Origin of the sequence: Dyadobacter sp. CY347 (genome assembly GCF_021502655.1) — a bacterium.
In the GTDB taxonomy this organism is placed as follows: Bacteria; Bacteroidota; Bacteroidia; order Cytophagales; family Spirosomataceae; genus Dyadobacter.
Genome location: NZ_JAKFFT010000002.1, coordinates 253,887 through 276,741, shown reverse-complemented (window position 1 = coordinate 276,741; position 22,855 = coordinate 253,887). Strand labels below are relative to the sequence as shown.

Genomic DNA, 22,855 nt, shown 5'->3' with positions numbered 1-22,855 from the left:
CGGGGCATGGACGATTTGTCTGCGGTAATGGTATCTTTGTGCTTACAAAAATATTTTTGACCAACTGCGCAGCACTTTATGTCTTTCGAATCGCTTGGCTTGTCCGAACCATTATTAAAAACCATTGCCGAACAGAATTATACTCAACCTTATCCAATTCAGCAGGAAGCAATTCCGGCTATTTTGAAAGGAAATGATGTGCTGGGCATTGCAAAGACGGGTTCGGGGAAAACGGCCAGCTTTGTGCTGCCGATTTTGGAATTATTTCAAAACAAACCGGCGGCGGCGAACAGGCATATTTCTGCATTGATCCTCGTTCCTACGCGCGAGCTGGCTGTGCAGATTGCGGTGGTTTTTCAAACATTTGGCGAAAGGCTTCCCCGGAAAGTGAAAACGCTGGCCGTTTATGGCGGTGTTTCTATTAACCCGCAAATGATTGGTTTGCAAGGCGTTGAAATTTTAGTCGCGACGCCCGGGCGTTTGATTGATCTGTTATCCCACAAGGCACTTAGCATTTCGGAAACGCAGATCCTGGTCTTGGATGAGGCTGATAAAATGCTGAATCTGGGCTTTGCGGAGGAAATGAAGGATATCTTTTTTCTTTTGCCTAAAAAACGCCAAAGCATTCTCTTTTCCGCAACATTAGGCGAAGAAGTTGATCAGATCAACAAAACGCAGCTTAGAAATCCCGTGCGCATTGAGATCGAGGAAGAAGAACAAAACCTTGATCTGATTAAGCAAACGGGCTATTTTGTGGATCCCGACCGCAGAGGACCATTGCTGAGATATTTAATCAAAACGCAGGAAATGAAACAGGTCCTGGTGTTTGTGTCTGCCACCAGAACAGCTGATAATCTGGTTGAAAAACTGAATAAAAATGGAATTCAGGCGATGGCGATGCACAGCAAGAAAAGCCAGGGCGCGCGAACAGAGGCTTTAAACAAATTCAAAGCTGGTAAACTGACCGTGCTTGTTGCCACAGATCTCGTTTCCCGCGGGATCGACATTCAGTTTCTTCCTTATGTCATCAATTTTGAATTGCCGAGATCTCCGAAGGACTATGTTCATAGAATAGGCAGAACTGGCCGGGCAGAAGCGTCCGGAGAAGCGATCTCCTTAATCTGCCCGGAAGACGTGCACCATTTTAAGATTATCCAAAAGAAAATGGGCAAACGCGTTGAAATGCTGGAATCTTATGACCTTGAATTAATGGGTTATTGAGCCGCTTTACTCTTAGTCTTTGCGGCAAGTTCGATAATATCCTTTTTGCTGCCCGACCAGAATGCGATTTTCCGGCGGTTGAATGTATACGTCACCGCAACAGAATCCCCGAAACTAATGATAGCAGGATAGGAATATTCGTCTTCCTTTTTGCCCGTTGCAATGTCAATGCGATCCGTCCAGTTTTGACCATTATCATACGACATGATCAATGAAAGCGGCGATCTTGAACCCCAATCTTTGTCATTCGGGTTGTACGCGAGCACCAATGTTCCGTCTGGCAGTTTGGCCAGATCAATGCCGCTATTAGGGTTAGGAAGCGATGTTTTTTTGATCGTCGTCCAGGTTTTTCCATTATCGAAAGAATCACTTCTTCCGATCACGCCGCCGGTTGTTCTTACCAGCATATGCACATTACCCGGCTTGGATTCCCATAATGTGGGCTGGATTGCGCCTTTCCCTTTTATTTCTGTTGTGTCAATCTTGAAGTAAGGGCTTGCAGTCCAGGTCTTGCCTTTGTCCGTGCTTCGGTCAACAAAAACTTCCCAGCGATTTACTTCATTGGATGCACCGGCCAGCCAGTCACCGTTGGATAGTTCAATGAGCTTGTCTTTTACAGGTCCTCTTCCTCCTTTATCACCTTTGACCAGTTCATATGCATCCGACCAGGTTTCGCCATTATCCGTTGACGTTTTCACCCACGTTTCCCAATGTGCTATTTCCTTTCCTACTTTGAAATACAAAATAACTTTTCCATCAGCCGTTTTCTGCAAAACAGGGTTCCAATGCGCATCTTCCCGGATCTTGGCTACTTCTTTCGGTGCACTCCAGTTCCCCTGCTGACCTTTGGAAAGCCAAATGCCCACGTCCGGATTTTTTTCTTCTGTCCCTCCAAACCATGCGATCAGATACTGACCATTGTCCAGCCTGACAAGTGTAGACGCATGACATTGCGCAAAGTCCCGTTTATCGCCAAATACAAATTCCTTATCGCTTGCCAGTGAATCGTTTGCCTCAGCGTCTGCCGTTTCCGATTTTTTGGAATTACAGGAAATTAAGAACATTGTTGACATCAAAAGGCCGGTTAGCAAACTGGCCGACAGGATTTTCGGAACGTGCATAATTCGTTTGAGAAAGTAATGACTGTAAAAAGTACCCTATTGCGAGCCGATCGGGCTATTTATTTCAACAATTTCTTTAATTCGTCCATCACCATTCCCGGCGCCTGTTCTTCATATAAAATGCGGTGAACGGCACTGGTTATGGGCAAGTTTACCTGGTGAATTTTGTTCATTTCGGTGATGCTTTTGGTTGCATAGTAACCTTCCGCGATCATTTTCATTTCCAGCTGCGCTGCTTTAACGCTGTATCCACGGCCGATCATGTTGCCGAAAAGGCGGTTGCGGCTAAACTGCGAGTAAGCCGTTACGAGCAGATCACCCAAATATGCTGAAGAACTCATATTGCGCTCGCGCGGATCGAGGGCGGTTACAAAATTTCCGATTTCCTGCATGGCATTGGAAACGAGCACTGCCTGGAAATTATCGCCATAACCCAAACCATGCGTAATGCCGCAGGCCAGTGCTACAATGTTTTTCATCACAGCTGCATATTCAACGCCATAAAGATCGTCGAGCGGGTTGGCGGTTACGTAACGGCAGGTCATCAGTTTGGCAAAATCTTCCGCGCTGGGACATTCCGTAGATGCGATCGATAAATAGGATTGTTTTTCCAAAGCCACTTCTTCCGCATGGCACGGGCCCGCAATGACGCAAGTCTCATGGAGATCAATGCCGTATTCCTTTGAAATCCAGTCGGTAATAAGCATATTTTGGTCCGGGACCATGCCTTTGATAGCAGAAACAATTCTTTTCCCTGTTAAATGTTTGGGAGACAAATCGCGCAATGCTTCCTGAATGAATGCTGCTGGAACGGCCAGAATCACGTAGTCGGCACCTTTAACGGCTTCCGTCGTTTTTTCAAAAACCTTGACTTTCTTGGGAGAAAGCACAACGTCGCTGAGATAGCTGGGATTGTGATGGAATTTCCGGATATGTTCAATGTCTTTCTGATTGCGAAGCCACCACCGGATCTGGACATTATTTTGTTCACAAAGTATTTTGATCAGCGCAGTTGCCCAGCTGCCCCCTCCTATCACCGCGATCTTGATGTTGTTTAAAAAACTCATTTTGGAAGCCTGAAATGCTGTTCAGGCATAAAATTGATATAATTGAATGTTTCCAAAAATGAGAAGATTTTGACAGAAAATAAAAAATCCTTGCAGCAAAGCCGCAAGGATTTTCTTTTTTAACCTAAACTAAATCGAACTTATTACCCTTTTACAACGTATCAGTTCGCGTTTTCATTTGATTTCTTATCGTCTTTTTTCACTTCTTCTTTCTTTTTTTCTACCAGGTCTCCGTTCTTCAGGTTTTTGGACACCGCAATATAAGGTCCGGAAATAATGGTGTCGCCTGGTTTGAGGCCTGAGAGTATTTCAATATTCTCGAAATCGCTGATGCCCGTCTTCACTTCTTTCATTTCTGCCTTACCATTCACATCCACGAACACAACTTCCTTGATAACCTCCTCTTTCTTAGGCTTTTTCTCATCCTCCTCAGGAACTTGATCGGACTGCTCGCCGGGACGTGCGCCCGCAGCGACAGGCGGTGTGCTATTCCGCGTGGTTACAGCGGCAATCGGCACAGAAACTACACCATTCTTACGTTCGGTAATGATCTCAACCGACGCGGTCATACCAGGCTTGAAAGGATATGATTTTTTGGACTTGGAGACCATCAGATCTGCAAAGGACTCATTCAAAATTTTCACCTTCACTTCAAACTCGGTCACAGCATCAGCGGAAACGCTGGAAACGGCAGATCCTGTGGAGGATGTGGAAGCCAAACCGGCTGCTGTATTGGCTATTTCCTTCACAATTCCTCTGAACTTCCGTCCGGATGCGCTATATGCATCAACGTCGATCTCGGCAGTATCACCCAGGGAAACGCGCACAATGTCGTTCTCATTCACATTCACACGCACTTCCATGTTGCTCAGATTGGCGATCCGCATCATTTCGGTTCCTGCCATTTGGGAAGTTCCTACTACGCGTTCACCTGCTTCCACATTCAACAATGACACAACCCCGGTTACCGGTGAAAAAATACTCGTTTTACGAAGGTTTTCTGCTGCATCTTTCAAGCTCGCTTCTGCGCTTTTAATGTTAAACAATGCTGCCGAAACATTGGCTTTCGAAGATTCTACATCCTGCTGCGCCACACCGAATGTTGAAGCAAACTGCTCATAATCCGCTGCCGAGATCACTTTATCATTATATAGTTTTTTGTTTCTGTCAAAATTTGCTTTCGCTTGGATCAAGCGCGCTTCTGCCTGCGCAACCATTGCTTTTGTCTGCTCATAATTGGCTTTGCTGGAATTGACGGCTGCCTGCGCACGGGCCATCAGGGACTCATAGTTGTCGGGACGGATCTTCAATAAAAGTTGTCCTTTCACTACTGAATCGCCTTCCGCAACATTGAGGCTGATAATCTCACCGGAAACGTCCGGGCTGAGTTTAACCTCAACCTCCGGCTGAACTTTGCCCGAAGCGCTGACGCGCTCAATGATATCCGTCTTTTTTACATTGGTATACTCAACCTCCGTTGCTTTGGGTTTGCCAATGTAACCGGCTTGTTTGGCTCCAAATAAACCCGCCACAAGAAGTGCGACAATGCCTGCTGTGATCCACCAGATCCGTTTCGAAGATTTACGTGCCATATTTTACTTTGGTTACTATTAATTGTTGATTGAGGATTAGAGGCATTAAGCGCAAAATGAAGCACTTATTTAAAAATCCGATAACGGACGGTTCATGTAAAAATCAAGAATCTTGGTCCGGAAAACGTAGTCATATTTGGCCTGAACTAGGTTGCCGTTTGCTCTGTCCAGGTTTGCTTTGGCAATGCTATATTCCACCGAGTTGATCGCGCCCACGTCAAAACGAACCTGCGATACGCGGAACGTTTCCTGCAATGCCTGAACCTGATTGGCCGTTGCAGAGTAGCGCTTGGCCGCGTTTGTCATATCAATGTAAGCCTGTTCCACATTTTTACGGATCGTCAACTGAACCTGCTGCGCCTGATATTCATAGGTCTTTTGCTGGATCTTGGCGTTGGCAACATTGTATTTCACCCGGAAATTGGTAAAAATGGGAATGGTAAGGTTGAGGTTGACAGCCGAGTTTCGGTTGAAGTTCAATTGATCGAGATAGCGGAAAGTCCGCATTTCCCCGTTCTGAGTTCTTATTTTCTGAACGAGTGGGACTTGTTTATTGTCAACAACAACATAGTCTGTCGGGGAAATCACATCTGTAATCGTGAAACCCGTTCCATCTCCAACGAAACGTTCATCGGGCGCAGCACTTGAAAATGCGGTGTAGATCCCTCCGTTTAATGTCAAGGAAGGTAAAGCTGCGCCTTTTGCCAGATCAATGTTCGTTTTTGCTGCTGCAATGCGTAATTCCGCAGCTTGCATTTGTGGCAGATTGCCGAGGGCTACTTCAAATATCTCCTGGATCGTGGCATCATAAGCTTGCAAAGTTGGGTCAGCCACCTGGATCATAACCACATTGATAGGCTCACTGCCAGGCATGTTCATAAACTGCTTCAAATTCAGTTTCGCAGTTTCAAGGTTGTTTTCTGCGTTAACCAATGTCAGTTCGTCGTTCGCCTGTTGGGCTTTCAGATCTAGCAGATTGCTTTCGGCCAATGTTCCCGCTTCCACGAGTTTGGCGGTCCGGTCAACTTGAAGCTGCGACGCTTCCACTTGTCGTTTCGCCACTTCTATCAGCTCAATGTTGGTCATTACTTGCAGATAGGACAATGCTACATTCAGCATAATGTCATTGCGCGCAGCATCCAGGTCTTTGGCGCTTGCTTTGTAATTTTCATTATTGAATTTGATATTATTTTTAATTTGAAAACCATTGAACAATGTAATCTGTCCGCCGAGCTGATAGTTGTTGGAGTTCACATTCTGCTGAACAAACTGGTTGGTAAAGGGATCAATATTTCTACCGGAACTGAAACCCTGACTGGCGCTGAAACTAATGCTGGGCCAGCGCTGCCATTTGGATTGGGCGTAAATGTTGCCGTTTGTTTGAACCGTAAGCTCCGAAATTTTTATAGAAGGATTGGTTTCCAGCGCGATCCTGATGCAATCTTCAAGGGAGTAAGTATTGGCCACCTGGCTCGTGTCTTTCTGCGCGAAAGCTGTGTTTCCTGCAACACATACACAAAATACAATGAAGAGAAGTGCGGATTTGCGTAACGATTTCAACATAAGCAGGTCAGAGTTAGATAATCAATATTAGTGTTTACCAGAAAAAACAGCCATCCATTTTGTACGGACGGTTGCATATCGGGGGTAAAGGGCAATTCGTGCTGCGTAGCCACAAAATCAGTGAAAAAATAAGTATCCGAGCCATATTCCGGCCAAAACGCCAATCAAATCGGCGATTAATCCGGCCACAATAGCGTAGCGGGTGTTCTTAATGCCTACGGAGCCAAAATACAGCGCAACAATATACAAGGTCGTATCTGCCGAGCCCTGAAAAATACACACCAGACGGCCAACAAATGAATCGGGGCCGAATTCCTTCATCGCGTCGATCATTAATGCGCGTGCGCCGCTTCCGCTGAGCGGTTTCATGAGTGCCACGGGCAATGCGTCCGTGAAATCCGTATTCATTCCGGTCGATGCAAACATCCATTTGAGTCCGTCAATCAAATAATCCATCGCGCCGCAAGCCCTGAAAGCACTGATCGCTACAAGCAGTCCTACCAGATAGGGAATAATGGTTACCGAGGTCGTAAAGCCGCCTTTTGCCCCTTCAATAAATGTTTCAAAGACATTGATTTTCCGATACATTCCCCAAAACAGAAAACCAGCCACAACACCCAGCAGCACCGAGTTACCCACGAAAATAGATACGGTTTCAATCTGTTCCTTAGGCAAACCAGCTAAATACCACAGCATCAATGCAATAATGGTTGTTATGCTTCCCAAACCGAGCATAACCGTGCGGTTGAAAAGGTTGATCTTCTGCCAGGCAGCCGTGATCAGCATACTCATCACCGTCGTAATGTAAGTGCCCACAACGCAGGGAATAAATACGTCCGAAGGGCTTTCCGCACCCAGAATGGCCCTTTGCGCAATGATAGAAAGCGGGATGATCTGCAATCCGGAAGTGTGTAAAACCAAAAACATGATCTGCGCGTTGGAAGCAGTGTCCTTACTTGGGTTGAGCTCCTGCAAACTTTGCATGGCTTTTAATCCAAAAGGCGTTGCTGCATTGTCCAGCCCCAGGAAATTGGCAGAAAAATTCATGATCATCTGCCCATTTGCCGGGTGGTCTTTTGGGACTTCGGGAAAGAGTTTATTAAAAAACGGCCCTATAAACCTGGCAAGTGCATTAATGATCCCTGCTTTCTCACCGACATTTAAAATCCCCAGAAAAAACGTCATCACGCCTGTGAGCGGCAAAGCGATGTCCATCACCGCAACTTTGGCCATTTCCAGCATTCCTTCTGTAATCGCCTTAAAACTCTGTACGTCACCGGTAAGGATAAATTTCAGAAGCGCAATGATGAAGGCAATGACAAAAAAGGATACGAAAATGTAATTTAACGCCATAATAAAAGTCCGGGGTGATAGGCAGGGATGGTAAAGATTTGTTTACAAAGCCGAAAGTAAAATATTTTATTTAATGCAAATAACAAAGGTATATTGCAAAGTAGTATCAGCGTCTTCAACCAAATTGTGATCCAATGAAGTATTGCAGCCTTTTTCTTCTGCTAACATTGTTTGCCTGTAATTCAAATACCAAAAATGAAAAGGATGCCCAGGGAAATGAAATTGTCAATGACACCATTCCTGCGGAAAGAAAAGTGGTTGAAAACAGCCCCGTAGCTAGTTACAGCGAAAAAGTGAAAGACCCGCTCAACGACTGGCGCTTTTCTGTGGACGTGTATGAAACGAAATCGACGTTTGATTTTTCGGTTAAAATAAAATACAAAGAACTGGACGCTGAGGACAACATTAAGATCCCGAATTTCGGCATTATGCCCAAAGTAGAAGTCCGCAAAGGCAAAGAGGAGCAATCGTGCATCATTGGTTTTTTGGATAAAGCGGGTGAATTTAAAGAATATAAGCTCGTTCAGGTGAAGAACCAGGAATTGAAAATCTCCACCATTAAGCATTACGCAAGAACTTTGTATAAAAAGAAAAAATAATTTTAAAATTATATCAAAACGACAAAAGGGCCTGACAATCAGTCCCTTTTGTCGTTTAAGATCTAAATAAAATCAATTCAACACAATCCGAACATTCTCTCCCGCTGTTTTGTCATGAACAATTTGCAGATAATACGTGCCTCTTGGCAGATCGCTCACAGTAATAGCGATCGTCTTTTTGTTATTCAAATCATCCGTTATGACGAACTCCGCGGCTGAAACAGATTTCACTTCCTTTGTACTCGCTTCGCTAAAAAGCTTGATCATTTCAGGCAGCGGATCGTTTTCAGCGTTGTTTTCAAATGAAATGTAAATGAAGTCATTGGCTGGGTTGGGATAAATTTCGTAAACCGGCGCGTGCTCTAAACAATAGTCCACGCATATGGTGATGCCTTTTTTCACTGATCCAAAGCAATTACTCGCCGTAACATCCACGCCATAGCAATTATTAACATAGGAATTAAAGTAAGCCGTGCCACCATTCGAGTTGATAATTGTATTGGCAGGATGGGAAGTGGTCCAGACGCTAAACTTCGTTTCCGGCTCGCTGGTATAAGCATTCAGCGAAACACCTGCACCGTTGCACATAAAATCCGGTGAACCGCCACCATTCTCAGTGACCAGCAAAGCGCCCGGCAACGGCGCACTTCTCTTCACCTGAACCGGCGTGCTATAAGCCGAAGTTACCCCACAAACAGAATTCGCAGCAGACACCTTCACCGTCCCATCGCTCACCCCAGTCAAATGCGCCATATTCGTATTCCCCGGAGAACTCACCGTAATCCCACCGGTAGAAACCCAATTGTAAGATGTCGCATTGCTGGCGGAAGCTGTAATGTCTTTGGGAGCACAAAGAAGAATCGGGCCGGAGTTGATGGTTGGGGTCGTTGGGAGCGGGCGGGTGATGGTAAGTTGTGAGGAGGTTGTTAGTCCCGGAACATCGCTTCGGCTAGCAACCACTTTAATGACGCCACCAGAGCCTGCACCCGGCGTTACCGTAATTGCATTTCCACTACCACTATGCGTCCACCCGGCAGGATAAGACCAAACATAATTAGTCGCATTCGTCACAGCAGGAACAGACACAGTAACCGGCGTCTTGCCACAAGCCAGCTGATAACTTCCGGCATAAGCAATGTTATTGATCTTAATGTTGCCGGGGGTGCCCAGGTATTTGATGGTAATATCTTGTGTGATAGATTTTCCAGCCGGGCAGGTTGAACACTCAACTCCTGCGTTAGCAGGTGCTGCCGATGTTACCTTGATTTTTCCACTACCATTGAAATTATTCCATTTGACATCAATATAATAGTTGCCGTCACCATCATGCTTCGAAGGATTCATGCCATAGCCTCCTAAAATAACCCCATTGGTAACCTCCCACGAGTATTTGCAATTTAAACCGTTGTTGCAAACGGAAAACGGATTTATCTTGACTTCATATCTATAAACTTTTTGGTCGGGAAGGGCATATTGACAGGTAAAGTTGGCAGCATTGCATACTATATTCAAATTCTGGCTATACGCAGCAATGGTCATGCACAATATTGCGATTAAAAAAGTTGCGAAGGTTTTTATATAACGTTTCATGACAGAAAAATTAAAAGTGATAAGAAACATTCAATGCACTTAGCGGATTAAAATGGGTTCCAAAATGCTTGTTGGAATGCGCCAGGTAGCCATCTTCCGTATAAGTTCGCCAGTTGGTGTAGTTAAAAGCAATCGTAGTTTCTGCTGAAATAGAGAGGCGATCTAAAATTCTATATTTCAAACCTACAAAAGGGTAAAGTCCCCCCGAAAGCCTTCTTTCAGGATGATAGATCGGCTCTCGTTGTTTCAAGTTATCATAAGCAATATTTACATCAAGGCCATAGAATAGTTGATGTTGCCCTGCGTTTTTTCGAAACTCGTATCCTACCTTAGCTACTACATTATAATTTCTATTACTCGCGCTTATCGCAGGATCTTCTAAAGGCTTTTGAGCTGAGTCCACGAAAGTATAATCCTCCTGAACACCAGCAGTGTGGTGACCGATTGAAAGTCGGTAGGCACCTTTTGATTTAGGAGCATATCGGAGCAATACCGTGCTATATCCATAAAAAATATAGTACATATCTATACTCGCATCCCACTTGAAATCCTTAAATTCCTTACTCGCTTTTTTCGTTATCTCAGGAGGTTTTTCCTGGCCATATACATGAAGACTTAGCCAGAGCGTCCCGGCTAGAAGAAGGATAAATGTTCTTATCATGACTTTTAGATGTTTATTTGATTGGTACAAATAAAGAGTCTAATAGTTATACAATACGCACCAAAAACCCACCTTATTACCTACAAAAACCCAGAAAATCAGCGTCTGGCTTTGAGTTTGCTTACGTAGTTTTCGGAGATGCCGAGGTAGGAAGCGATGTATTTTTGTGGTACGCGCAGGAAGAGTTCTTTGGACTGCTGATGAAAAATGTTGAGCCGCTCCTGGGCTGAGTGAAGCCGCATTTCGCGGAGCCGTTCCTTATCATGAAGGCCGAAACGCTCGGCAATGATCCTCCCGAGATTGCAGATTTCAGGGTGCTTGCCGTAAAGGTGATACAGGTCTTTGTGCGAAATGCAAATCAGCTGGCAAGGTTCCAATGTCTCGATATATTCCCGCGAAGGAACCTGGCGAACGAAGCTTTCAAAGGCCAGGAAAAAGTCGTTTTCGCTGGCGAACCATTCGGTAATCTCCTGACTCTTCCCGGGCTTATGGATGATGCAACAGCCGCGGGCCAGCCCGGTTTTAACAAACCAAAGTTTGTCGCAAATCTCGCCTTCGGAAAGAAGCACCTTTCCTTTCGGCACATATATCAGTTTTAACGCTTGCAGAAAATCCGAATAAACGGTGTCATTAATAGGGGTTAATGCCCCGAGGAAGGAAAGTAATTGTTTAGGCATAAATGGTATAGTGTGTCGTAATAATTAAGCAAGAATAATAAATTTTCTTGCTATAACGCAAAATAGCCCGGAAATTCCGGGCTATTTACATCTATTACAATTCGTATTGTCAGGCTTTAAAAACCTCATCCATTTTCTCCCGGATAGTTAATAACCGTTTCCGGTCGCCGCCGGCAACTTCCGCAGAAGCCCAGCCGGAGTAGCCGATTTTTTGGAGGGCTTTATTAACTTCTGCCCAGTTGCAGTCGCCTTCCATGAATTCTACATCGAAGCCTTTCCAGAGACCTAAATCGTTTTGCTTTTTGAAGCTGAATTCTTTTAAATCCAGTTTCAAGATGCGCTTATCTAGTGCCTCGATCCAGGAAACCGGCCAGCTGTAACGCAGGACATTGCCTACATCAAAATACCAGCCTACCATCGGATGTTTGAAATCATCAACAAACCGGGCAGCTTCCAAAGGGCTCAGTAAGAACTGGTTCCAAACGTTTTCAAAAGCAATTTTAACGCCGGTTTCTTCCGCAACGGGTAAAAGCTTGCGGATTTCAGCCTGCGAACGCTCATATGCCTGTGCATACGTTACATCCGCCGTCACAACACCCGGAACCACAAGAACCGTCGTTCCGCCGTATTGCTTCGTATCGCGCAATGCTTTCTCGATCGATTTGACGCATTCTTCGCGTTTTTTCGGATCAGGATCGGATAGCGGAAGCTTCCAATGCATGGAATTCACCGTGCCAGGCAATTCAAGACCAGTTTTGTCTCTTGCCGCCAGCACTTCCTTCATCTCTAATTTATCAGGAGAATCCAGCTCCACTCCGTCATAGCCCAGGTCTTTGAGTAATTTGAATTTATCCATAATAGACAAATCCTCCTTCACCATACCCCATTTCAGGCTTTTCTTTACCATTGGCCTCGGCAATAGAGATGCGGGCGTAATGAGTTGTCCTGCTTGCGCGGGTAATGCTGCTGCATGAGCAATATTTGATGTCCCAACAACGGCAGTTCCAACAGCAGCGGCACTGGCCGCCAGGGCTGAGTTTTTCAGAAAATCTCTTCTTTGCATAAATTTTTATGAAAACGCGGTGATACCAGGCTTAGCAACTTCAACAACCGGCGGCTTCATATCAAAACTATATGTATCCGGACCCAGCTTTTCTGTCGAGTTCATTGCTTCTTCCCAGGTAACGCGTTTCCCTGTATACGCAGCCATTCTTCCCATGATCGCGAGGAGTGTGCTTTGCGCCATAAATTCACCATCATTGATCAGCTTACCGCTTCTGATGGATGCAAAAAGTTCGTTATGCTCGGTTTGATACATGTCATTCTGGGTACCTTCATATTTCCAAGGATTTTGTCCGAAGATCTCATGCACATTTCTTGCGCAGTTCACCATGGCACGGCCTTTCGTTCCGATCGTTTCAACCAGATAGCTGTTTTCGCAGTTGGCCTGTTGTCTTGAATGGTGGAAACCTTTCACGCCATTTTCATATTCATACGTCACAGCGAAGTGATCGAAAATGTTACCGAAAAGGGAATCCGTACGAACCTGGCGTCCGCCTGTTCCAACAGCTGACAATGGCAGCTTTCCGCCCATTGCCCACGACATCATGTCGATGCTGTGCACAGCCTGTTCTACAATGTGGTCACCGGCAAGCCAGGTGTAGTAAGTCCAGTTACGCAACACATATTCAGCGTCTGTCCAGCCTTGAACGCGGGGAAACGACCACAATGTGCCTGTATCGTAAGTGTTATAAATTGCAGAAATATCACCAACAGCGCCATCCAGGATTTTTCCGAAACTGGCACGCTTTGGCTCATGGTAACGCCAGCAGAAGCCGGACATTAAGGAAACATTTTTTTGTTTGGCCAATTTAGCCGCTTCCAGAACCTTGCGAACACCCGGTGCGTCCACAGCCACAGGTTTTTCACAGAAAACGTGCTTACCTGCATTGATAGCCGCCGTCAAATGTTCCGGACGGAAATGCGGAGGCGTTGCAAGGATCACCACGTCAACACCCGAATCAAGCACTTTTTTAAAAGCATCAAAACCAACGAATTTATGACCTTCATCCACCTTCACTTTCGCGCCGTGTACTTTCGTCAGGTTTTCAAATGAAGAATCTAATTTGTCTTTAAATATATCTCCCATGGCATGGAGAACAACATTAGGATCTGCTTTCAAAGCCTGGTTTGCCGCACCGGAACCACGTCCGCCGCAACCGATCAAACCCACTTTAAGCGTCTCGGCATTAACACCTGCAAACGCGCGGTTCGGGTTTAGGATAGTAATAGCTGGTAATGTGCTGCCTGCCAGCGCAATGCCTGCCATTTTCAGAACATCTCTTCGAGAAGTACTCATCGTTAATTAAGGATTAGGTGATAGATTTTATGATACATACAAGATCTTTCGGAGCAATAAAGATAGAAAAATCTGTTATTTTTCCATCCATAGGGAACCAAAAAATCATTTTGCGTGCTCGTTAACACACAAAATCTTATAACGCCGGTTTTGATTTTTGTATACATTTATATTCCGAAACTTCTCATCCCTCTATGATTCACGATAATTTACTTTTAATCATTTCCCTCCTTTTTATCGTTTCAATGCTCACCATGCTGAGCGAAAAAATTGGAGTTTCTTATCCTATCTTTCTGGTAATCGCAGGCTTACTGATCAGTTTTATTCCCGGAATGCCACATATGGAGCTGGAACCGGACTGGGTTTTTCTGATCTTTTTACCCCCACTTTTATACTCCGCAGCATGGAATACTTCCTGGAAAGATTTCTGGGAATCAAGACGGCCCATTGGCCTGCTTTCGATCGGGCTGGTGGTTTTTACGGCTACTGCTGTTGCTTATCTTTCAACTGCGATTATCCCTGGATTTACCTTGGCAATGGGCTTCTTGCTTGGCGGCGTCATTTCTCCTCCGGATGCGGTGGCAGCAACGTCGGTTTTACAAGGGCTAAAAGTTCCGAAACGCGTGGTTACCATTCTGGAAGGGGAAAGTCTTGTTAATGATGCTTCCTCGCTGATCGTTTTCCGCTTTGCTCTTGCGACTATTGCAACGGGCCAGTTTGTGCTTTGGAAGGCAGAAGTCAACTTTTTTGTCGTAGCCGGAATGGGCGTCCTGGTTGGGCTGGTCATTGCTCATATCCTTTATTTTGTACACAAATATTTTCCTACCACGCCGAGCATTGACACCGCGCTTACATTCATCACACCTTATATGATGTACATCGCAGCCGAGCATTTTGAATATTCCGGCGTGCTGGCCGTGGTGAGTGGCGGGCTGTTTCTGAGCTTCCGGGCGCACGAAGTTTTTGCTTATCAGTCGCGCATGCAGAGCACTTATGTATGGGAAACGGTTATTTTCCTGCTGAATGGCATTGTTTTTATCCTTATCGGCCTGCAATTACCGGAAGTGATGACGGGGCTTCAATCGTACACATTGTTCGAAGTGGTTTCCTATGCGGTCATTATCAGCATTGTTACCATTATTATCCGCATTATATGGGTTTACCCGGGAACATATCTGCCTCATTTGTTATCAAAAAAAGTCCGGGAGAAGGAAGCGAGGCCTAACTGGCGGACGACATTCATTGTGGCTTGGAGCGGCATGCGCGGCGTCGTTTCGCTTGCATCCGCACTGGCGATCCCGCTTACCCTCGACGGAAAGCCTTATCCGCACCGGGACCTGATCCTGTTTATCACATTTGTAGTGATCCTGTTTACGCTGGTTTTGCAGGGATTAAGTCTTCCGTGGCTGATCCGCCTGCTCAAAATTGAAGATCCCGGCGAGAACATGACCGAACAAAAAGCGATCATCAACGCGCGTCTGGCGACGGTAAGCCTGGAATATATGCAATCCAATTATGAAGGGGAAATCTCGCAATTTGAACCTTTCCGACTTTTGAAAGACCGTTATGAAAAGATCATTGAGCTGGCCGATACGCGTTATCTGGACATTGACAACAATGCAACGATCGGTTTTGCAAGGGCTTACCGCAAAATGCTTGTGGAAATTGTGGGCATTAAGCGCGAGGAAATAAGAAAAATTCGCCGGGACAAAGTGTGTTCCGACGAATTGATACGGACAAAAGAAAGGGAATTGGACCTGGAAGAAGCAAGGCTGAGAAACTCAGGCTGACATTAATCCCAAGCCACTTCGATTACGTAATTTTTTAGGTCAATGGTCGTGAAACGCTCGCCGTTCTGGCGTTTTAATGCAATCTTGCCATTCTGAACTTTGGCAACCTGCTGTGCGATCACGTCCTTATCCGTTTTCTTTCTGTAAATGGCGACCATTTGATCTTCGCTGGTGACATCAACGTCAATGCTGCGTCCTTTTGCATTGATCAGTTTCGCATTATCAGGCAGATAGGGCGCTTTTGCAAGTGCCAGCGCCCTCGAAGCCAGCGGGACGCCGTATCCCACAAAATTATTTCCATAAGGATACAAATGCGCTGATTTCTCGATCAGGCTGATCAATTCTTTATTGGTCAATTTGGGATTTGCCTGTAAAAGACAGGCCGCAAAACCGGTGATAACCGGCGCCGATAGTGAAGTTCCGTATAATGAGAAGCAGGAGACGTTGGGTTTTACATATGACAAAAACTCAGGCCCTACACTGCTATAACCGATTCTGTTCCAAAGCTTTCCATTGGTTGCACCCACAGCCAGAACACCTTTTGCATCAGCCGGGGCCGAAACAATTTCCCAGCTTTTATCATCGCCTTCATTTCCTGCCGAAACGATCAGCATAATGCCTTTTCTGTCTGAGGCAATTTGTGCAGCTTTTGAAATAGCAGAAGTTTTGCCGTCCATCTGTGAAGGAACATAGTTTTCTTTGGGGTCAGAAAATCCTTTGGCATAACCCAATGATGTGTTGATCAAACGTACGCCGAGGCTATCCATCCACTCCATCGCAGCGATCCAGTTATCTTCTTCGCCCCTGTATTCCCGCAACGAATAGTCTGTTCTTGCCAGATAAAACTTTGCATTCGTGGCCATACCATATTGAATCTCATCCTGAAAATCAATGCCGGCGATGGCGGCTAAAACCTCCGTTCCGTGCATGTCGGAAAATGACTCAGCCGTGCTGAAAAGCAATTCTCCGGCGCGGCCTGGTTTTACATAGTCGCGGATGCCTAATATTCTTTTGTTGGAAAAAATCTGTGTGAGGGAAAGCGAAGAATCGGCACCGTAAAATCCTGCGTCGATCACGCCTATTGTTACATCTTTGGCTGAAATGTTTGCTTTGGTAAATGCATTGGCCTGAACCTGGGACATAACCGGTGCCATTTGTGCTTTCTCGATGGCTTGGGTGCGGGCAATGTAAAATCCGGGATCGATAGGGACGACTTCCTGTACGAAATCCAGTTCGCGCACCTTCATTGCCTGCTCGCTCGTCATGATCGCAGAAACAGCATTCAACCATTTGGAACGGTTGATAATGTTGACAGATTGTTCTTTTAATGCACGTTCGTAGTCGCTCTTAACAGGCAGATCGAGCTCATCAGATGCGGCTATTCCCAGTTTAATGCGGTTTTCAACGGTTAGTGCGGATATAGCGGGCGTTGCGCTCAGATCCTTATTTTTGAGGTAAATCCAGTATTTCGGGCTTGCCGACAAAATGAAAGGAGCAAAAACAAACGCAAGCAAGAACAATCTTTTCATGAATATGATCATTAGTTAGCTTATATCAGTCAGTCAAAATAGCGACGGATTTTTGCAAATTTACCGCTCTACTTTTGAACAAGATAAACGTAATTTTACAAATTAAATTACCAGTTACAAAATTAAACCCCTATGCGCTACGCCCCGATCGGCAAGGAGCTTTTTATAGAAAACCGCCGCCGACTTACCCAATTATTGAAGCCAAAGTCATTGGTTATATTGAATTCCAACGACGTTATGCCAACCAATGCAGACGGCTCCATGGGTTTCAAGCAGAATACAGATTTGTTTTACTTAACCGGCGTGGATCAGGAAGAAACCATCCTCGTTCTCTCGCCCGAACATCCCGATGAAAAACTCAGGGAGATTCTTTTTTTAAGGGAAACCAGTGAAACAATCGCCATCTGGGAAGGTGAAAAACTGACCAAAGAACAAGCCAGGGAAGTTACGGGGATCAAAACCATTTACTGGACACACCAGTATGAAACGGTTGTCCGCAACATTGTTTTCGAAGCAGATCAGGTTTATTTAAATACAAATGAACACACCAGAAACGATTCGCAGGTGCAGACCCGCGAAACGCGCTTCGTAAATGAGTTCAGGGAAAAATATCCCATCCATACATTGGCCAGACTTGCGCCGCTGATGCACCAGCTCCGGGCAATAAAGCAGCCAAGGGAAATTGAATTACTTCAAAAAGCCTGCGACATTACCAAGCTTGGTTTCGAACGACTTCTGACATTTGTAAAACCGGGTGTTCAGGAATTTGAGATTGAAGCCGAGCTGCTGCATGAATTTGTCCGCAACCGTTCCAAAGGATTTTCTTACCAGCCCATTATTGCATCCGGCGCCAACGCGTGCGTCCTGCATTACATTCAAAACGACCAGCCTTGCAAAGATGGCGACGTGCTTTTGCTGGATGTTGCGGCAGAATATGCCAATTATGGAGCAGACCTGACCCGGAGCATTCCTGTGAATGGTCGTTTTACGAAAAGACAGCGTGATGTGTATGATGCGGTTTTAAGGGTTTTCAAAGCGGCAAAGGGAATGTTGGTTCCCGGGAATATCTGGGACGAGTATCACCTGGAAGTCGGAAAAATCATGGAAAGCGAGCTGATCGGGTTGGGCCTGATTACAAAGGATGACATCGCCAAACAAGACCCTGATACGCCTGCTTACAAAAAATATTTCCCGCACGGAACCTCGCATTTCCTGGGCCTTGACATCCACGATGTAGGCAACAAATACCGCCGTTTCGAGCCGGGAATGGTGTTTACCTGTGAACCGGGCATCTATATCCGAGAAGAAGGACTGGGCATCCGCCTGGAAAATGACATTCTGATTACCGAAAACGGCAACCTCGATTTAATGGCGCATATTCCGATTGAGGCGGAGGAGATTGAGGAGTTGATGAATCGGTGAGTTGAATGCTTTTGAGTCATTCTTTTTGTAAATTTGTACAGATCAAATTGAAATCAAATGGAAAGCACGATCAATTTTAACATTCCGTTGTCGTTTCAGCAGCTCGTGGATCTGGTAAGGCAATTGCCGAGGCCGGAACGTGAAAAACTTGTTACAGTTATTCAAGAAGACGACTTGGATGAAGATGAACCGACCAAAGCCCAAATTCTTGAAAACTTGAAGAGAGATTACATTGCTTTGAAGGCAGGAACATTACAAACTCGTCCTATTGAAGACATCTTGAATGAGCTATAAAATTATTGCTTCGAAAGAGTTTGAAAAAGACCTGAAAAGACTTGTTAAGAAATACGCTTCGTTAGCACAGGAAACCACCAATTTGGTAAAAAGTATCGCGGATAATCCTGTACAGGGCACATCGATTGGAAAAGATTGTTTTAAAATTCGCTTAGCGATAAAAAGCAAAGGTCGAGGTAAAAGTGGCGGCGCGCGGGTAATAACCTGTGTTTTCACCTTACAAGAACAAGTTGTGCTCCTTAGCATTTACGACAAGGCCGAGAAAGAAAATATCAGTGCAAAGGAGCTGGAAGATTTGCTGAATACTGTTGCCAGGAATCAGTAACATCATATCGCATTCAACAAAAGCCGGGAGATTTAGCGTCTTTCCGGCTTTTGGTTATTTAACAACCTTTGGTTTTAGAAAATGGAGTTTTTGCCCGAAGACATTTATAAGTTGTTAGCTTCATTTTTGCTGGGGGCCGTGATTGGTACGGAACGGGAATATCGGAGCAAGTCGGCGGGATTGCGGACGATGATTCTGATTGCAGTGGGTTCGACATTATTTACGATCCTTTCCATTAAGATCAGTGCCGATGCAGGAAGGATTGCCGCGAATATTCTGACCGGAATCGGCTTCATTGGTGCGGGGATCATTTTCCGGGAAAATAACCGGGTTGTGGGTATTACTACGGCTGCTATTGTGTGGGTGACTGCGGCGGTGGGAATGGGCATTGGTGCTGGTTTTTACGGGGTTACCATTGCAACATTCATTATTTCAGGACTGTCCCTGGTGATCCTGTCCCCTATCCAGAAATTTATTCGCAAGAAAAGCCAGATCCGGAATTACAGACTCGTATGCCCTTATGAGAAAAAGACGTTGAAAATGTATGAGGAACTGTTTAAAGAGCATGACCTGAAAATTCTGCAAGGCGCGCAAAGTCGTTCCGGCGGACAGATTACGGGAAGCTGGACATTGCAGGGCGCCGAAAAGAAACACGATAAGCTGACGCACCATTTGCTAAACGATCAGGGGATTGTAGAATTCGATTTCTGATCCGTTGCGGATTAGAAACTGAACATTAGATTTTGATTAAAAACGAATGTTAACACCCTTCAAATGCGTCTTTTCAAAGCAGGAAAGCGTTATAACATGGCGGAGGGAAACTTTATAGTTAAAAAAAACTTTATCATTAATATAACCCACATTCAAGAATGATTTACAAAGCCGCAACCTGCGTAAATCAGAATTTTATTGCTTCGTTATGTCCGATATTATAAAACAGAATCTTTGGGATATAATCATCCTCAACACCTCCGGACCTGAGGCTGAATGGTTACAAGACAGAGCTGCGTCCAGTCCAATGGATTTGATGACCGCATTTGTCGCTGCTCCGAGGTTTCTTTCCAAAAAAATTATCTCAGTTAATCCAGACCAGCAATTTACGCTGAATGCCGAAATCCCCGGATTCTCGGTTGAAGGCTGGTCGCTTGTGAGGCTTGCCCGCGTATGGCTGCTGACCCAACTCGATCCTTCGGACAAAGAGGACTATGTCAAGAACATTGAAACGCTCTTCGATACGGCCGAAATGAATGAACTGGTGGCGCTTTATTCTGCCTTACCCGTGCTTTCTTATCCGGATCAATGGCTTTTCAGGGCGACGGACGCGGTTCGCTCCAATATGGGTTTTGTGTTTGACGCCATTGCATTGCATAATCCTTACCCCGAGAAACATTTCAGCGAACTGGCCTGGAATCAGCTGGTTTTGAAAACCATTTTTAATGATAAGCCTATCAATTTTATCGAAGGTCTGGACAATCGTGCAAACGAAAAATTGGCGATAACGCTTTCTGATTTCGCGCATGAACGATGGGCTGCCGGACGCAGCGTTCCGGCCCAGGTGTGGCGGCTGGCGGGCAAATTCATGAACCCGACTTTGCTTGCTGATATGCAGCATTTATTTGATTCTGAGAACGTTGATGACCAAAAAGCAGCCGCTTTGGCTTGCAATGATTCATCGCTTGCTCCGGCCAATTATCTTTTGGCTAAATACATTGATCTTGAAAAATCGGTTAAGTCCGGGACATTAACCTGGGCCGATCTTGAACACTGACACCTGAACCTATGTGCCTTAACAATAACGATATATCCCCTAACCCTTCGCATTTTGAAGACAGCGAAGAAACAATCGCAGCGCCTGCGCACCGCGACGTTGCCTGGAACGATTACAAGGATCTGATCAAAGGGATGCGCTTTTTTGACCCGCATATCCACATGGTTTCCCGGACAACGGACGATTACCAGGCGATGCATCAGGCTGGCATTGTGGCTTTGATCGAACCTGCTTTCTGGGTTGGGCAGCCTCGCACGGGGCTTTCCAGTTTCAAGGATTATTACAGCAGTCTCGTTGGCTGGGAAAGATTCCGTTCTTCGCAATTTGGCATTAAACATTATTGCACCATGGGACTCAACTCCCGTGAAGCGAATAATGAGCCTCTTGCTGAACAGGTTATGGAAATTCTACCTTTATATATTTACAAAGAAGGCGTTGTTGGTGTGGGAGAAATTGGTTTTGATGACCAGACTCCTGCGGAAGAAAAATATTATCGTTTGCAACTAGAACTGGCCAAGTCAGCGAAGCTTCCGGTGCAGATCCATACGCCTCACCGTGACAAGAAAAAAGGAACGGAACGCAGCATGGCCATTGCACTGGAACACGGAATTGATCCTTCCTGGGTCATTGTGGACCATAATAATGAAGAAACGGTTAAAAGTGTTTTGGACAAAGGTTTCTGGGCTGCTTTTACGATTTATCCTTTTACCAAAATGGGCAATGAGCGCATGGTTAAAGTAGTGGAACAATATGGACCTGAACGCATTATGGTCAATTCTGCGGCTGACTGGGGGATTTCCGATCCGCTTGCCATTCCTAAAACAGCTGCACTGATGAAGATGCGTGGCATTTCGGATGAAACGATCAGGTTGGTAACTTATCAGAATGCGATTGATGCATTTAGCAAGAGCGGACAGATTGATGTCACAGATTTTGAGTCGGGTTATGCCATTGACCATTCGGAGAAGTTTCATGGAAACAGCATTTTGAGAGGCGGACAGCAACCTTCGCCTGCGAAAGATTCATTAGTAATTAATTAAAGTGAGCAGTTTAAAACCCTATCTGCAGCTAACCCGTCCTGCCAATGTGGTCACCGCATTCACCGATATTTTTGCGGGAATGGCCATTGTACAATTTACTTTTTCGGATTACAACCCGGCGCTACTGCTCATTGCAACATTAGGCTTATATGGCGGCGGCGTGGTGATGAATGATGTTTTCGACGCCAGGCTCGACGCCATTGAACGTCCCGAACGCCCGATCCCAAGCGGTAAAGTGCCATTAAGATCCGCGACAATGTTGGGCATTACGCTGTTATTTCTAGGCATTCTGGCCGCAACGATGTTCAGCGCTTTGAGCGGAATTATAGCAATAATCGTTGCCATGCTGACGGTTCTGTACAATCGTTTTGCAAAGCATAGCCGTGTTCTCGGACCCATAACCATGGGCATGTGCCGCGGCGGAAACCTTATCCTCGGCATGAGCGTGCTGCCGGAAGCTTTGCAGCAATGGTCGTGGATGGCCATTTTTCCTATCATGTACATCGGAGCAATCACATTGATCAGCCAGGACGAGGTGCATGGAGGCAAGAAAACTACATTATACATTGCGGCGCTTTTGTATCTGATCGTGCTTTTTTCGCAAATAAAGCTGGCTAATGAGCATGGAAACCTGCTTTATACATTGCCATTCGTTTTGTTGCATGCCTGGCTCATATTCAGGCCGTTATGGAATGCAATGCAGAATCCGGTCGGGCCGTTGATTGGTAAGGCGGTGAAGGCCGGGGTTATTTCTTTGATTGTGATGAATGCTTCGTGGTGCGTGGCTTTTGGGTTATGGCCGCTGGCGTTGCTGGTTTTGGCGTTATTGCCCTTATCGATGCTTTTGGCAAAGGTTTTTGCGGTAACTTAGTGTTAAAAATTAC

Annotated in this window: 21 protein-coding genes; 10 read left to right on the top strand and 11 right to left on the bottom strand. The window is 45.5% G+C overall.

Features of this window, described 5'->3' with window-relative positions; translation table 11 throughout:
- The first annotated feature begins 78 nt into the window (after positions 1 to 78).
- The gene (locus tag L0659_RS01925) at positions 79 to 1,221 is read left to right on the top strand and encodes a DEAD/DEAH box helicase (RefSeq protein WP_235123871.1); all 1,143 of its coding nucleotides are present in this window, start codon (positions 79 to 81) and stop codon (positions 1,219 to 1,221) included.
- Here the strand turns inward: L0659_RS01925 and L0659_RS01920 are convergent.
- The 5 genes from L0659_RS01920 to L0659_RS01900 form a co-directional block, all read right to left on the bottom strand.
- Positions 1,215 to 2,342 (bottom strand): exo-alpha-sialidase, encoded by a 1,128-nt coding sequence (locus L0659_RS01920; RefSeq protein WP_235123870.1) that lies wholly within the window; start codon positions 2,340 to 2,342, stop codon positions 1,215 to 1,217. The genes L0659_RS01925 and L0659_RS01920 overlap by 7 nt on opposite strands.
- Positions 2,343 to 2,401: 59 nt before the next feature.
- Positions 2,402 to 3,409, bottom strand: a complete 1,008-nt coding sequence (locus tag L0659_RS01915) for an NAD(P)H-dependent glycerol-3-phosphate dehydrogenase (protein WP_235123869.1) — start codon at positions 3,407 to 3,409, stop codon at positions 2,402 to 2,404.
- 161 nt (positions 3,410 to 3,570) lie between these two features.
- A complete protein-coding gene (locus L0659_RS01910; RefSeq protein WP_235123868.1) occupies positions 3,571 to 5,001 on the bottom strand; it encodes an efflux RND transporter periplasmic adaptor subunit in 1,431 nt (476 codons plus the stop codon).
- A 69-nt stretch (positions 5,002 to 5,070) separates the two neighbouring features.
- The gene (locus tag L0659_RS01905) at positions 5,071 to 6,564 is read right to left on the bottom strand and encodes a TolC family protein (RefSeq protein ID WP_235123867.1); all 1,494 of its coding nucleotides are present in this window, start codon (positions 6,562 to 6,564) and stop codon (positions 5,071 to 5,073) included.
- A gap of 117 nt (positions 6,565 to 6,681) precedes the next feature.
- Positions 6,682 to 7,917 (bottom strand): nucleoside recognition domain-containing protein, encoded by a 1,236-nt coding sequence (locus tag L0659_RS01900; RefSeq protein WP_235123866.1) that lies wholly within the window; start codon positions 7,915 to 7,917, stop codon positions 6,682 to 6,684.
- Between the two features lie 134 nt (positions 7,918 to 8,051).
- Here L0659_RS01900 and L0659_RS01895 point away from each other — a divergent pair, with 134 nt between their 5' ends.
- Positions 8,052 to 8,516 carry a hypothetical protein gene (locus L0659_RS01895; RefSeq protein WP_235123865.1) on the top strand — a complete coding sequence of 155 codons (465 nt, stop codon included), beginning with the start codon at positions 8,052 to 8,054 and terminating at the stop codon, positions 8,514 to 8,516.
- 72 nt (positions 8,517 to 8,588) lie between these two features.
- Here L0659_RS01895 and L0659_RS01890 read toward each other — a convergent pair whose 3' ends face one another.
- The 5 genes from L0659_RS01890 to L0659_RS01870 form a co-directional block, all read right to left on the bottom strand.
- Positions 8,589 to 10,106: a T9SS type A sorting domain-containing protein gene (locus L0659_RS01890; protein WP_235123864.1), complete on the bottom strand. Its 1,518-nt coding sequence runs from the start codon at positions 10,104 to 10,106 to the stop codon at positions 8,589 to 8,591.
- Between the two features lie 10 nt (positions 10,107 to 10,116).
- A complete protein-coding gene (locus L0659_RS01885) occupies positions 10,117 to 10,767 on the bottom strand; it encodes a hypothetical protein (protein ID WP_235123863.1) in 651 nt (216 codons plus the stop codon).
- A gap of 98 nt (positions 10,768 to 10,865) precedes the next feature.
- Positions 10,866 to 11,444 (bottom strand): Crp/Fnr family transcriptional regulator, encoded by a 579-nt coding sequence (locus tag L0659_RS01880; protein ID WP_235123862.1) that lies wholly within the window; start codon positions 11,442 to 11,444, stop codon positions 10,866 to 10,868.
- A gap of 109 nt (positions 11,445 to 11,553) precedes the next feature.
- Complete coding sequence (locus tag L0659_RS01875; RefSeq protein WP_235123861.1) at positions 11,554 to 12,507, bottom strand: sugar phosphate isomerase/epimerase; 954 nt, start codon at positions 12,505 to 12,507, stop codon at positions 11,554 to 11,556.
- A 6-nt stretch (positions 12,508 to 12,513) separates the two neighbouring features.
- Positions 12,514 to 13,773 carry a Gfo/Idh/MocA family protein gene (locus L0659_RS01870; RefSeq protein ID WP_235125228.1) on the bottom strand — a complete coding sequence of 420 codons (1,260 nt, stop codon included), beginning with the start codon at positions 13,771 to 13,773 and terminating at the stop codon, positions 12,514 to 12,516.
- A gap of 224 nt (positions 13,774 to 13,997) precedes the next feature.
- Between L0659_RS01870 and L0659_RS01865 the strand changes: the two genes are divergently transcribed.
- A complete protein-coding gene (locus L0659_RS01865) occupies positions 13,998 to 15,593 on the top strand; it encodes a Na+/H+ antiporter (RefSeq protein ID WP_235123860.1) in 1,596 nt (531 codons plus the stop codon).
- Between the two features lie 2 nt (positions 15,594 to 15,595).
- Here L0659_RS01865 and L0659_RS01860 read toward each other — a convergent pair whose 3' ends face one another.
- Positions 15,596 to 17,122: a S8 family serine peptidase gene (locus L0659_RS01860; protein ID WP_235123858.1), complete on the bottom strand. Its 1,527-nt coding sequence runs from the start codon at positions 17,120 to 17,122 to the stop codon at positions 15,596 to 15,598.
- Positions 17,123 to 17,254: 132 nt separating this feature from the next.
- Between L0659_RS01860 and L0659_RS01855 the strand changes: the two genes are divergently transcribed.
- From L0659_RS01855 to eboC, 7 genes are all read left to right on the top strand, one after another.
- Complete coding sequence (locus L0659_RS01855; protein ID WP_235123856.1) at positions 17,255 to 18,544, top strand: aminopeptidase P family protein; 1,290 nt, start codon at positions 17,255 to 17,257, stop codon at positions 18,542 to 18,544.
- Positions 18,545 to 18,601: 57 nt separating this feature from the next.
- Positions 18,602 to 18,838, top strand: a complete 237-nt coding sequence (locus L0659_RS01850) for a hypothetical protein (protein ID WP_235123855.1) — start codon at positions 18,602 to 18,604, stop codon at positions 18,836 to 18,838.
- The gene (locus tag L0659_RS01845; protein WP_235123854.1) at positions 18,828 to 19,163 is read left to right on the top strand and encodes a type II toxin-antitoxin system RelE/ParE family toxin; all 336 of its coding nucleotides are present in this window, start codon (positions 18,828 to 18,830) and stop codon (positions 19,161 to 19,163) included. Before L0659_RS01850 ends, L0659_RS01845 begins: the two co-directional genes overlap by 11 nt.
- A gap of 81 nt (positions 19,164 to 19,244) precedes the next feature.
- Entirely contained in the window at positions 19,245 to 19,874 is a 630-nt protein-coding gene (locus tag L0659_RS01840; protein ID WP_235123853.1) for an MgtC/SapB family protein, read from the top strand.
- Positions 19,875 to 20,082: 208 nt separating this feature from the next.
- On the top strand, positions 20,083 to 20,931 hold the full coding sequence (locus L0659_RS01835) for an EboA domain-containing protein (protein ID WP_235123852.1): 849 nt from the start codon (positions 20,083 to 20,085) through the stop codon (positions 20,929 to 20,931).
- Positions 20,932 to 20,942: 11 nt separating this feature from the next.
- Positions 20,943 to 21,971, top strand: coding sequence for a TatD family hydrolase (locus L0659_RS01830; RefSeq protein WP_235123851.1), 1,029 nt, complete (start codon positions 20,943 to 20,945; stop codon positions 21,969 to 21,971).
- 1 nt (position 21,972) lies between these two features.
- Positions 21,973 to 22,842 (top strand): UbiA-like protein EboC, encoded by an 870-nt coding sequence (eboC, locus tag L0659_RS01825; protein ID WP_235123850.1) that lies wholly within the window; start codon positions 21,973 to 21,975, stop codon positions 22,840 to 22,842.
- Positions 22,843 to 22,855 lie beyond the last annotated feature (13 nt).

What these genes read in the sequence shown, in the direction of transcription:
- L0659_RS01925 (WP_235123871.1), top strand. Translation starts at nt 79, where the DNA reads ATGTCTTTCGAATCGCTTGGCTTGTCCGAACCATTATTAAAAACCATT.
- L0659_RS01920 (WP_235123870.1), bottom strand. Translation starts at nt 2,342, where the DNA reads ATGCACGTTCCGAAAATCCTGTCGGCCAGTTTGCTAACCGGCCTTTTG.
- L0659_RS01915 (WP_235123869.1), bottom strand. Translation starts at nt 3,409, where the DNA reads ATGAGTTTTTTAAACAACATCAAGATCGCGGTGATAGGAGGGGGCAGC.
- L0659_RS01910 (WP_235123868.1), bottom strand. Translation starts at nt 5,001, where the DNA reads ATGGCACGTAAATCTTCGAAACGGATCTGGTGGATCACAGCAGGCATT.
- L0659_RS01905 (WP_235123867.1), bottom strand. Translation starts at nt 6,564, where the DNA reads ATGTTGAAATCGTTACGCAAATCCGCACTTCTCTTCATTGTATTTTGT.
- L0659_RS01900 (WP_235123866.1), bottom strand. Translation starts at nt 7,917, where the DNA reads ATGGCGTTAAATTACATTTTCGTATCCTTTTTTGTCATTGCCTTCATC.
- L0659_RS01895 (WP_235123865.1), top strand. Translation starts at nt 8,052, where the DNA reads ATGAAGTATTGCAGCCTTTTTCTTCTGCTAACATTGTTTGCCTGTAAT.
- L0659_RS01890 (WP_235123864.1), bottom strand. Translation starts at nt 10,106, where the DNA reads ATGAAACGTTATATAAAAACCTTCGCAACTTTTTTAATCGCAATATTG.
- L0659_RS01885 (WP_235123863.1), bottom strand. Translation starts at nt 10,767, where the DNA reads ATGATAAGAACATTTATCCTTCTTCTAGCCGGGACGCTCTGGCTAAGT.
- L0659_RS01880 (WP_235123862.1), bottom strand. Translation starts at nt 11,444, where the DNA reads ATGCCTAAACAATTACTTTCCTTCCTCGGGGCATTAACCCCTATTAAT.
- L0659_RS01875 (WP_235123861.1), bottom strand. Translation starts at nt 12,507, where the DNA reads ATGCAAAGAAGAGATTTTCTGAAAAACTCAGCCCTGGCGGCCAGTGCC.
- L0659_RS01870 (WP_235125228.1), bottom strand. Translation starts at nt 13,773, where the DNA reads ATGGCAGGCATTGCGCTGGCAGGCAGCACATTACCAGCTATTACTATC.
- L0659_RS01865 (WP_235123860.1), top strand. Translation starts at nt 13,998, where the DNA reads ATGATTCACGATAATTTACTTTTAATCATTTCCCTCCTTTTTATCGTT.
- L0659_RS01860 (WP_235123858.1), bottom strand. Translation starts at nt 17,122, where the DNA reads ATGAAAAGATTGTTCTTGCTTGCGTTTGTTTTTGCTCCTTTCATTTTG.
- L0659_RS01855 (WP_235123856.1), top strand. Translation starts at nt 17,255, where the DNA reads ATGCGCTACGCCCCGATCGGCAAGGAGCTTTTTATAGAAAACCGCCGC.
- L0659_RS01850 (WP_235123855.1), top strand. Translation starts at nt 18,602, where the DNA reads ATGGAAAGCACGATCAATTTTAACATTCCGTTGTCGTTTCAGCAGCTC.
- L0659_RS01845 (WP_235123854.1), top strand. Translation starts at nt 18,828, where the DNA reads ATGAGCTATAAAATTATTGCTTCGAAAGAGTTTGAAAAAGACCTGAAA.
- L0659_RS01840 (WP_235123853.1), top strand. Translation starts at nt 19,245, where the DNA reads ATGGAGTTTTTGCCCGAAGACATTTATAAGTTGTTAGCTTCATTTTTG.
- L0659_RS01835 (WP_235123852.1), top strand. Translation starts at nt 20,083, where the DNA reads ATGTCCGATATTATAAAACAGAATCTTTGGGATATAATCATCCTCAAC.
- L0659_RS01830 (WP_235123851.1), top strand. Translation starts at nt 20,943, where the DNA reads ATGTGCCTTAACAATAACGATATATCCCCTAACCCTTCGCATTTTGAA.